The 9,570-nt window shown below is 37.6% G+C and carries 11 protein-coding genes and 1 pseudogene; 10 read left to right on the top strand and 2 right to left on the bottom strand.

All coding sequences use genetic code 11. The features are described 5' to 3' along the window. The 8 genes and pseudogenes from HMPREF3129_RS14075 to HMPREF3129_RS19030 form a co-directional block, all read left to right on the top strand. Positions 1 to 491, top strand: a pseudogene (locus HMPREF3129_RS14075) (RHS repeat-associated core domain-containing protein); the annotation flags it as partial. 2 nt (positions 492 to 493) lie between these two features. Beyond that, entirely contained in the window at positions 494 to 964 is a 471-nt protein-coding gene (locus HMPREF3129_RS14070; RefSeq protein ID WP_036918261.1) for a hypothetical protein, read from the top strand. A gap of 472 nt (positions 965 to 1,436) precedes the next feature. Beyond that, a complete protein-coding gene (locus tag HMPREF3129_RS14065; protein ID WP_036918263.1) occupies positions 1,437 to 1,889 on the top strand; it encodes a hypothetical protein in 453 nt (150 codons plus the stop codon). A 194-nt stretch (positions 1,890 to 2,083) separates the two neighbouring features. Next, positions 2,084 to 2,950, top strand: a complete 867-nt coding sequence (locus HMPREF3129_RS14060) for an RHS repeat-associated core domain-containing protein (protein ID WP_302622748.1) — start codon at positions 2,084 to 2,086, stop codon at positions 2,948 to 2,950. Next, positions 2,943 to 3,386, top strand: coding sequence for a hypothetical protein (locus HMPREF3129_RS14055; protein WP_036918265.1), 444 nt, complete (start codon positions 2,943 to 2,945; stop codon positions 3,384 to 3,386). The genes HMPREF3129_RS14060 and HMPREF3129_RS14055 overlap by 8 nt, the downstream gene beginning before the upstream one ends. 460 nt (positions 3,387 to 3,846) lie before the next feature. Next, positions 3,847 to 4,164 (top strand): hypothetical protein, encoded by a 318-nt coding sequence (locus HMPREF3129_RS14050; protein WP_036918267.1) that lies wholly within the window; start codon positions 3,847 to 3,849, stop codon positions 4,162 to 4,164. Positions 4,165 to 4,598: 434 nt separating this feature from the next. Continuing rightward, positions 4,599 to 4,784, top strand: a complete 186-nt coding sequence (locus tag HMPREF3129_RS14045; RefSeq protein WP_004242751.1) for a hypothetical protein — start codon at positions 4,599 to 4,601, stop codon at positions 4,782 to 4,784. A 166-nt stretch (positions 4,785 to 4,950) separates the two neighbouring features. Further along, positions 4,951 to 5,163 (top strand): hypothetical protein, encoded by a 213-nt coding sequence (locus HMPREF3129_RS19030; protein WP_223293443.1) that lies wholly within the window; start codon positions 4,951 to 4,953, stop codon positions 5,161 to 5,163. A gap of 460 nt (positions 5,164 to 5,623) precedes the next feature. Here the strand turns inward: HMPREF3129_RS19030 and znuB are convergent, their stop codons facing one another. Beyond that, positions 5,624 to 6,409: a zinc ABC transporter permease subunit ZnuB gene (gene znuB, locus HMPREF3129_RS14035; RefSeq protein WP_004247983.1), complete on the bottom strand. Its 786-nt coding sequence runs from the start codon at positions 6,407 to 6,409 to the stop codon at positions 5,624 to 5,626. Next, the gene (znuC, locus tag HMPREF3129_RS14030) at positions 6,402 to 7,127 is read right to left on the bottom strand and encodes a zinc ABC transporter ATP-binding protein ZnuC (RefSeq protein WP_004242756.1); all 726 of its coding nucleotides are present in this window, start codon (positions 7,125 to 7,127) and stop codon (positions 6,402 to 6,404) included. Before znuC ends, znuB begins: the two co-directional genes overlap by 8 nt. A 74-nt stretch (positions 7,128 to 7,201) precedes the next feature. Between znuC and znuA the strand changes: the two genes are divergently transcribed. Beyond that, positions 7,202 to 8,146 carry a zinc ABC transporter substrate-binding protein ZnuA gene (znuA, locus tag HMPREF3129_RS14025; protein ID WP_004242757.1) on the top strand — a complete coding sequence of 315 codons (945 nt, stop codon included), beginning with the start codon at positions 7,202 to 7,204 and terminating at the stop codon, positions 8,144 to 8,146. 12 nt (positions 8,147 to 8,158) lie between these two features. Beyond that, positions 8,159 to 9,487, top strand: coding sequence for a murein DD-endopeptidase MepM (mepM, locus tag HMPREF3129_RS14020; RefSeq protein WP_004242759.1), 1,329 nt, complete (start codon positions 8,159 to 8,161; stop codon positions 9,485 to 9,487). The last annotated feature ends 83 nt before the right edge of the window (positions 9,488 to 9,570 follow it).

Here is a 9,570-nt window from a genome sequence, read left to right as displayed (position 1 = left end):
TGGGTGGGCTGAATCCGTATGGGTATGTGCATTGCCCGACGGGGTGGGTTGATCCGTTTGGGTTGGAGTGTTGTCCAGGAAAAATAACTGGAGATTCTAAGACTCTAAGAGAAAAAATTAATTTAGCTCGATCAGGAGATGTTTCTGCTCAAGCAGAATTGGCTTATGCTAAATATATGCGTGACAAAGGACATAACATTCATTTTAATACGCCTCCAAATCGTTCTATATCAATGGCTGATTTCACAGTAGATGGGGTTCAAATTGATACTAAGCTATTAAGTGGAATAGGTGGTAATGCAGCTAAAAATATTACGAAAGGTGTAAGACAAGTTGGTGATAATGGAGTGGTTCAAGTAATTAGAAACTCAGATTCACCTATAAGCTTAGAACAATTTCAAGGGTTTATTAATGGATATAAGTCTCCAAACCCTTCAGTTAAAGTTGAGCTAATCGATCAATCGGTCCTGAAGCCTTACTGGGATTTTTAAATATGGTTATAAAAAGTAATATATTAGTAGAATACAAGAATAAAAGTTTGATAACTCTTAAAATGAATGAGTTCTTAAATCTTTTTGATATTGATTTCAGTGTGTCAGATTATGATTATTTTGATATAAATGAATATAAGTTTCTTTCAGAAGAATATAAAAACATTATAAATGATGACCATAGATTAATTGATATTCTTTCTAGGGTTAATTTTACATACGAGATAGATATAGGAACATCGTATACGTCTATAGAAAGTAAATATTTGCCCGTTATAACAGACTATATAGCTCAAAAGTTATCTTACGAATTACACTGCAATGTTTTAACTTCATTTAAATCGTGCAAAGGTGATGATGATTGCTATGTTAGCTTTTTTTATTGTGGGAAAGAGTTAATAGATTTATCTTCGTTTGATTTGTCGATTTGGGATAATGTGAAATGGTCAAAACACAATGTTAAACTAAGTTAGCCAAAAATTCAACTAACTTAGTTTAGGGACGTTTAAATACAGAATTCAACTGTAATTATACCCTGCCATCAGCTCGCACATTGAGTTTTTTATCTCACTCAATTGCGCTTGCTACTGTTGATTTTGCTATTTAATCGCTCGCGTGTTTTCACTGTCGGGTATCAATACCAAAAAGCCGTTTAAGATCTTGACGGTAAAGGTGAAGCCAGTCTCAAATTGTCGGCGCCGTTCGAGCATCGGGCGCTGGGCGGTTACCATAATATCAGTGGGCGGCTTGCCCCACTTAACGGCTTTATGTGTGGGCTTCACCAACCAATAAGGGCAATAACCGTCTGACAAAACGCCAATATAGAGATACTTTGATTAAACGAGGCACTGTAGGTAAATACCAAATATCCGGGTAATATCAAGGACAGGATTATGTTGTTGGTTTCAAAAATGGAAGGGTAGGACAATTCTATCCAGGTAAATTATGATTAGCATAAATACATTTATTAAAATAAATAATGATTTTATTGATGTTTTTGATTTTGATAAAAAAATCAAAAATAATGATTATATAGATGGTGCAATTGAGTTAACTATCAATGGAAAAAAACTAATTGATAAATCAATGTATGATTATATTGATGATCTTTGGAGTTATTTGTCTGAAGGTCTATTCTTAGTAAGCCAAGGAAGTGAATTTAAATGTTATTTTCCAGATCAGCCAATTGAGGTTAACTTCGTACCACAAAAAGGAAATCGTATTTTAGTTAGCATTAATTGTCACGAAGAAATAAAAACATCTGTTGATAAGTCAGAGTTTTTACATGTAATGACGGAACATGCAAAAAAATTCTTTGAAAAATTAGAAGACTTAAATTCGGCATCAATGGGAACACGTAAATCAGCCTTACAATTTCTTGATAAAATCAACGTATAATAGGGTAGCTAAAAAGCTACTCTATTGTACTCTCAAGGGCGATTCAGTTAATTCTCAACTGTTTTATGTTTTCGCTGTCGGGTATCAATGCTAAACACTCGTATAAGGTTTTTACCGTAAAGGTGAAACCTGCCTTAAACCCTGTATCCTTGAACCACAGTTCTTTGAGGTACACCGCGAGCAGTGGTGCACTTTTGTTACCGCCCCTCCGTGTAACAGAGCGTGGCGCTATTTATAGTCGGGAGACCAACTCGCCGATATATGCCGATGGCACTCTTGCGGAGTCTCAGCAAATCCAATGGCTGTATCAACCCGGAGAGATAACGCCCACCGCGCGTTATCAACAGGGAAAACTGCACTATGTGGTCACCGACCACCAAGGAACTCCGCGAGAGATATTCAGTGAAGGCGGGCAAGCCAGTTGGGCAGGACGGCTGAATACGTGGGGCCAAATGCAGTTTTGGCGTTACCGCGACGGTAAAGCGGAGAATGACCCTAATTATACCGAATGTCCTTTTCGCTTTGCGGGGCAATATGAAGATGAAGAAAGTGGCTTGTATTATAATCGCTTTCGCTATTATGATAGGGAAACAGGACAGTATCTTTCCCCAGACCCAATAGGGCTATTGGGCGGGCTGAATCCATATGGGTATGTGCATTGTCCGACGGGTTGGGTTGATCCGTTTGGGTTGGAGTGTTGTCCGCCAACTCTGAATCGAACTCAAGCCTTAAACAAAGCTAAGGATTTGGCTGGAATACCTCGCTCACAACAACCAGTTCGACAATGGACAGTTGGAAATGACCCTAAGAGAAGAGGGCAAACAAATTATCAATATTCAGAAGATTTTGGTTCACATGGGCGTTATTACGAATATAGAGATGCTAATGGTTATAAAAAAGTTGTGTTAGAACATACACATGATCCAAGAGCACCATATCCACATGCACATGCAGGACAAACTAAGACAGGTGCTGACCCAAGAACATATGACTTTAAGCAAGATAGATATTTGAAAATAGATGACCCTAAAACTAAGGATCACCACATTTATTATGAATAATAAGCTTCAAGAAAAACTACTATTACTTAGGGCAAAAAAGTATATTAATAGAATCCGAGGAATTAAGAATATAGCCGTAAACCTAGATGATTATACTCAATTTCAATGGCATAGAGATATTTATAATAAAATATTAAGGAGAAGTGAGTTACCTGAATATAAGATTGCTCTTCCAGCTAGCCAACAGGACATTTATTTATACTTGCAACCAAAAATAAATATAGATAAAAGTAGTTGTTATTATATGTTTTTTGAAGGAAAAGTAATTATATCCTTTTATTTTGCTGATTTTTATGATTTTTATGATTTTTTTCTTAGTCATATGTTATTAAATAATACATTTGATATGAATATTCTATCACTTAATCCAGATCGAGTAATTGATATCAGTGAAGATGAATATGACTTAAATATATATGATATATTTAGATCTTAATATGAAAAGCCAGAAGGTCTTCCAACATTCTGGCGTCTTCGTTGTTAAGAGTTCTTTAGTCGCTGACGTACTCCGCATCAGCTCGCGCATCGTGTGTTTGATGGCACTGAGTTGCGCTTGCTGCGGTTGGTTTTGTTGTTTAATCGCTTGGATGCCTTCACTGTCCGGTATCAACACCAAACACCTGTTTTAAGATTTTCACCGTAAAGGTGAAAACTGTTTCAAAACCGACGCCTTTTAACCACGGTCTCTAAGGTGTATCGCGGGCGGTGATACAGTTTTGTTATCGCTCCTCCACATAATTAAAAAATTGTCCATACACGTGGTCTTCGTCCCAGAAAATGGCGCTATTTATGGGGAGTGGACAGTACTCTTGCGGTGTAAAATAGTCACTGATGCTAACTCAAATAGAGTAGTAACTGCTTTTCCAATTTAGAACAAATAATATAAGGGAGATAATATGAGATTAGTATATTTCGTTTATCAAGATACAAATGCTTATGAACGACAAAGTGATGGTGTTGAGTTCTGCAAAATTCCTGAGTTTCATAATGATAAAATTTATTTTTATTGTGATGAATATTCCATGTTTTGGGATTCTATTGATAAAGTTGGAAATCCTAATGATTGTTGTAATTTCTCATTAAAGAGTAGTATTGTCCCAGCTACATTACTAGAAATATCTAACAACGACCTGATATCTTATATTGATACAGTAAAAGAATACATTATAGAAAATAACAAATTAAGTAAATTAACATATATTCATATAAAATAATTACATCATAAGTGTCTATGATCAAAATTATGTTTTTACCTACTTTTGATGTGACATTTACACCGAAAGTAGGCAATTAATTATCTCTTATTCGATAAGCAACGCCTGCAATTGTAGCTTAATATCGCTTAACTGCGCTTGCTGCTGTTGGTTCTGTTGCTTCATAGTTCGAATGTCTTCACTGTCCGGTATCAATACCAAACACTCATTTAAAATATTCACCGTAAAAGTGAAATCCGTATCAAACCTTGTATCCTGAACCACTGCCCTTTGAGGTGTATCGCCGGCGATGGTACAGTTTTGTTACCGTCCCGCCATGTAATAGAGACATATAATAGAGAATGGCTGTATTTATGGAATACACAAAATCATCTAACTGCGTGTCTTGTAGATAGGGGTTTTCCTGATGAAATTAGAAAATTACTGGGGATAGAATGAATATATATGACGGTATAGTATCAAACTCGTTACTTAAGAAGTTTCCATCGGGTTATCCTGCAAATGTACTATTGACTAATTTTGTGGCGAATTTTGTTGATTTAGAAGGCGTTCTTGCCTGTGCTGGTTTATTTTGCCCAACATTTATTGAAATAGATAATGTACTAATGAATATCTTTTAGATATAGACTGGAGACCTTCGTTCAAAATTGATGGTCAATTTAAGTTGGCGCTAATTAAAGGTTTTAACTTGTAAAATTCTGTTTATTTAGGTTCAACAATTAATTTATTCGAATTAAAGAAGAAACTCAACTAGCAATGCGCAAATTATAGGATCTCTTGATTAATATGGAACAATTACTAACCAAAACCGAAATGCCAGAATGGTTTTCTTACCCACGTGAATTTCTCAGAATAGTTGAGCAAAATTTACTTAATTTTGATCCTTGGATTATTTTGGAAGGAGAGCGGCTCAGGGTTCGTTTTGGTGGTTTAAAAAAAGATACCCAACAAATAGAAATATTATTCCTTTTGCCCATCGGGAAGATAATGATGATGTAGCGTGTTGGGATAAAAATAGCCGTCATCAGGTTATTATTATTCACGATTTTGCAAGTGAAGGTTATGAATATGTCGGTAAGTTTGATTCATTTTGGGATTGGCTCAGAACGGCCTTAGAAGCAACTATCGAATACAATGAGTAAATATTAATGTATCAACAAAGCCGGAAGACTGAAGTGGCAAGTTACCGTTGATGGGAGAACCTAGAACATATTTCAAAGCAACTGGTGGGCATATTATAGTCTTCGATCCAGATGGGTGCCGCATAGCGGATATAAGTAAAGAAAGAATAAAAATAGTTGAATGAAACCGTTCACCCAAAGGACAATATTTTATCCCAACTGGTAGTGATACAAAGTTTGCGAGTAAAGAAATACCCGATGTAATTAAAAAATTATAATAGCCCTTGCTATAAATTAGCAAAGGCTATTTTTTTGTTTATAAGATAAACGCTAAACAACTACTGCTTTGCTGGTACAAGCAAGCTCAATACAAATAAACTACTGGCGGCTAATACTACTGATGGGCCTGCAGGGGTGTCATAGAATGCAGAGAAAGTTAATCCCCCAGTGATAGCAAACATACCTACAGCGACGGCAATCACTGCCATCTGTTCTGGTGAACGTGAAAAACGGCGCGCTGTTGCTGCGGGAATAATCAATAGTGACGTAATGATAAGTGCACCAACAAATTTCATTGCCAAACCAATTGTTAATGCGGTGATCATCATTAATTTTAAACGTTCGCGTTGAATATTCACACCATCGACAAAAGCCATATCTTGATTAATAGTCATTGAAAGAAGTGGACGCCATGAACGGATAATCACTAATAAAACAATAACGACACCAATAAAAATGCTGATCACATCTTGGTAATTAACTGAGAGTAAATCACCAAAGAGATACGCCATTAAATCAACACGAACATTGGCCATTAAACTGACGACAACAAGCCCTAAAGAAAGGGCGCTATGAGCCATGATACCTAACAAGGTATCAACAGAAAGTTGAGGCTTTAGTTCTAACCAAACCAATAAAATAGCTAACAGCAAAGTTACGGCAATAACGGCATAAAAAGGCTCTATATTAAACAGCAGGCCAAAAGCGACCCCCAATAAAGAGGCGTGGGCGAGGGTATCGCCAAAATAGGACATTCTGCGCCAAACAACAAAGGAGCCTAATGGACCTGCGGCCATCGCTAAGAGCATACCGGCGATCCAGCCCGGTAACAGCAACTCAATCATGATGACACTCCTTATTATGTTGGTGATGATGACGATAAATACCTAGTTGTTCAGCACCACGACTACCAAACATAGCTATAAATTCAGGGTGAGAAGAAACCACATCTGGTGTACCTGAGCAGCAGATATGACCATTTAAACAGAGCACTTCATCTGTTTTAGCCATAACCAGATGTAAGTCATGTGACACCATTAAAATTGCGCAGCCTAATTCATTGCGAAGCTGATTAATTAAATCATAGAGGGCTAATTGACCATTTACATCAACCCCTTGAGTGGGTTCATCTAGCACTAACAGTTGTGGTTGATTAAGTAAAGCTCGGGCGAGTAAAACACGTTGCGATTCACCCCCTGATAATTTTTGCATAGGGGCGTTTATTAATTTTGCTGCATTGACTCGTTCTAAAGCAGGTAAAATATCTTTATCTTTAACACCCGGTTTTAAGGTCATAAACCGCTTGACTGTCAATGGCATAGTTGGATCGAGATAGAGTTTTTGAGGTACATAGCCAATACGTAAACTATGTTGACGTTCAATCTTTCCAGAAGAGGGAGCCAACAACCCTAAAACCAAACGAATAATCGTTGACTTACCCGCACCATTAGGGCCAAGTAAGGTAAGAATACGGCCTGCTTTTAGATTAAAAGAGATATCTTTTAGAATAACGCTTTCACCAAAAGAGACACCAACCGATTTTAAACGAATTAAGTCAGACATAAAATTAGCACTTGCAGAATCATTGAAACGTTATAATATAACATTTCCAATGACGTTTCACGAGAATTTTGCCTATGTTACATAAAAACAACAAATTTGCGCATGGTTTTTTAATTAAATCATGTTTAGTGACTGCTATGATAGCCTCATTTAGTTCATCTGTTCAGGCAGATGTTGTTGCTTCAATTAGGCCGATAGGGTTTATTGCGGCAGCAATTGCTGATGGTGTAACGCCAACAGAAGTTTTATTACCTGATGGGGCATCGCCACATGATTATGCATTAAAACCTTCGGATTTACGCAAAATCACCTCAGCAGATTTAATGGTATGGGTTGGGCCGGATATGGAAGTCTTTTTAGATAGACCATTAAATAGACTTAGTGACAAAAATAAGCTGGCTTTAGCGGAAACTGACAAAATAAAGTCGCTTTTATTGAAAGATGATAATGACAATGTGCATAAACATGAGGAAAATCACGAACATCATTCTCATGGTGATTATAATATGCACATCTGGTTATCACCAGAGATTGCGTTGTCGTCTGCAAAACAGATCCACGATAGGTTAGTGACGCTCTATCCAGATAAAAAAGAACTTCTGGACGTAAACCTAAGTAAATTCAGCGAACAACTCAAGCAAACAGATAAAAATCTTGTTAATATTCTGTCGCCTGTTAAAAACAAGGGTTATTTTGTCTTTCATGATGCTTATGGCTACTTCGAAAAACATTATAATTTAAAGCCATTAGGTCATTTTACGATCAACCCTGAAATACAACCAGGTGCACAGAAATTACATCAAATACGAACACAGTTGGTTGAGCAAAAAGCCACATGTATTTTTGCTGAGCCACAATTTAGGCCGACAGTAATTGAGACAGTGGCGAAAGGCACTGGAGTTAAAATGGGGGTATTAGATCCCCTAGGAAGTGGGATTGCATTAACTCAAGATAGTTATGTGAAATTCCTTACCCAATTAGCTAACCAATATGCGAGCTGCCTGAATGAAACACAATAAGGAATTAAGAACGTGCAGCAGAAGACGAGATCCATTGCACAGGTATATTTAAATTTACCCTTACCACATAAAATTATGCTTGGTTCGTTAACTGCAGCAACACTGGCTGTCGCAATATGGCGGCCAGTTGTGCTTCACACCGAACAAAGCAGAGAAGTTCCTATCAGTATTCAGACTCCCCTAACAACCCAAGGGGAAAACACCGACGATATTATTACCGACAGTAGTGATCAGCTAACAGATGAAGGACTTGTAGGTGCTGATGATGGTGTCGATACTAGCACCGCAGTGGCACAGGTTCCTCATACTTATATTGTCTCCAGTGGAGATTCATTAAGTTCGATATTAACGCAATTTGGTATCGACTCAGCTGATATTGCAACGCTCTCCAATCAAAATAAAGATCTCAGAAACCTTAAAATAGGCCAACCAATAAGTTGGAAACTTGATGATGATGGTTTATTGCAAGAGTTAAGTTGGGGCGTTTCTCGCCGAGAAACTCGTGTTTATACGCGTACGGAAACAGGTTTTACTGAAGCAAAAGAGTTCCAAAAAGGCGAATGGAAAAATAGTGTGACCACAGGGGTTATCCGTGGTAGTTTCTCTGCAAGTGCAACAAATGCTGGCTTAACTAACGCAGAAGCTCGCGCAGTGACTAAAGCTTTGCAATGGCAATTAGACTTTAGAAAATTACAAAGTGGTGATAAATTCTCAGCCCTTTTTTCTCGTGAAGTCTTAGATGGTCGTACCGAACAGAGCGAACTTATTGGTGTGCGGTTACGAAGTGGTGGTAAAGATTACTATGCTTTTCTTGCTGAAGATGGCCGCTACTATGATAGCCAAGCAGGTGGTTTAGAACGTGGTTTTATGCGTTTTCCAACGGTAAAACAGTTTAGAGTCTCTTCTCAATTTAATCCTCGCCGTATCAATCCTGTCACAGGCCGTGTTGCACCGCATAAAGGGGTTGATTTTGCTATGCCTGTTGGTACGCCTGTTTTAGCTACAGGAGATGGTGAAGTCATTGTCTCTAAATACAGTGGTGCAGCAGGTAATTTTATTGCTATCCGTCATGGTAGCCAATATACCACTCGTTATATGCACTTACGCCAACTGTTAGTCAAACCGGGACAACGTGTAAAACGAGGTGATCGCATTGCACTATCCGGAAATACAGGGCGCTCCACAGGGCCACACTTACATTATGAATTATGGATCAACCAACAAGCAGTTAATCCATTAACAGCTAAATTACCTCGTGCAGATGGCCTAACAGGCAAAGAGAAGCGTGAATACTTAGCTAAAGTAAAAGAGATCATGCCTCAATTAACGTTAGATAATTGACATTAAACAAGAAGTTAAAGACATAAAAGCGGATGATTGATATCATCCGTTTTTGTTTTAATGATTTTTACGCCTATTTAGAG

Source organism: Proteus sp. HMSC14B05 (assembly GCF_001808035.1).
Taxonomy (GTDB): domain Bacteria; phylum Pseudomonadota; class Gammaproteobacteria; order Enterobacterales; family Enterobacteriaceae; genus Proteus; species Proteus mirabilis.
The sequence above is the reverse complement of the archived record's forward strand: the minus strand, read 5'-3'. Positions and strand labels throughout refer to the sequence as shown.

What these genes read in the sequence shown, in the direction of transcription:
- HMPREF3129_RS14070 (WP_036918261.1), top strand. Translation starts at nt 494, where the DNA reads ATGGTTATAAAAAGTAATATATTAGTAGAATACAAGAATAAAAGTTTG.
- HMPREF3129_RS14065 (WP_036918263.1), top strand. Translation starts at nt 1,437, where the DNA reads ATGATTAGCATAAATACATTTATTAAAATAAATAATGATTTTATTGAT.
- HMPREF3129_RS14055 (WP_036918265.1), top strand. Translation starts at nt 2,943, where the DNA reads ATGAATAATAAGCTTCAAGAAAAACTACTATTACTTAGGGCAAAAAAG.
- HMPREF3129_RS14050 (WP_036918267.1), top strand. Translation starts at nt 3,847, where the DNA reads ATGAGATTAGTATATTTCGTTTATCAAGATACAAATGCTTATGAACGA.
- HMPREF3129_RS14045 (WP_004242751.1), top strand. Translation starts at nt 4,599, where the DNA reads ATGAATATATATGACGGTATAGTATCAAACTCGTTACTTAAGAAGTTT.
- HMPREF3129_RS19030 (WP_223293443.1), top strand. Translation starts at nt 4,951, where the DNA reads ATGGAACAATTACTAACCAAAACCGAAATGCCAGAATGGTTTTCTTAC.
- znuB (WP_004247983.1), bottom strand. Translation starts at nt 6,409, where the DNA reads ATGATTGAGTTGCTGTTACCGGGCTGGATCGCCGGTATGCTCTTAGCG.
- znuC (WP_004242756.1), bottom strand. Translation starts at nt 7,127, where the DNA reads ATGTCTGACTTAATTCGTTTAAAATCGGTTGGTGTCTCTTTTGGTGAA.
- znuA (WP_004242757.1), top strand. Translation starts at nt 7,202, where the DNA reads ATGTTACATAAAAACAACAAATTTGCGCATGGTTTTTTAATTAAATCA.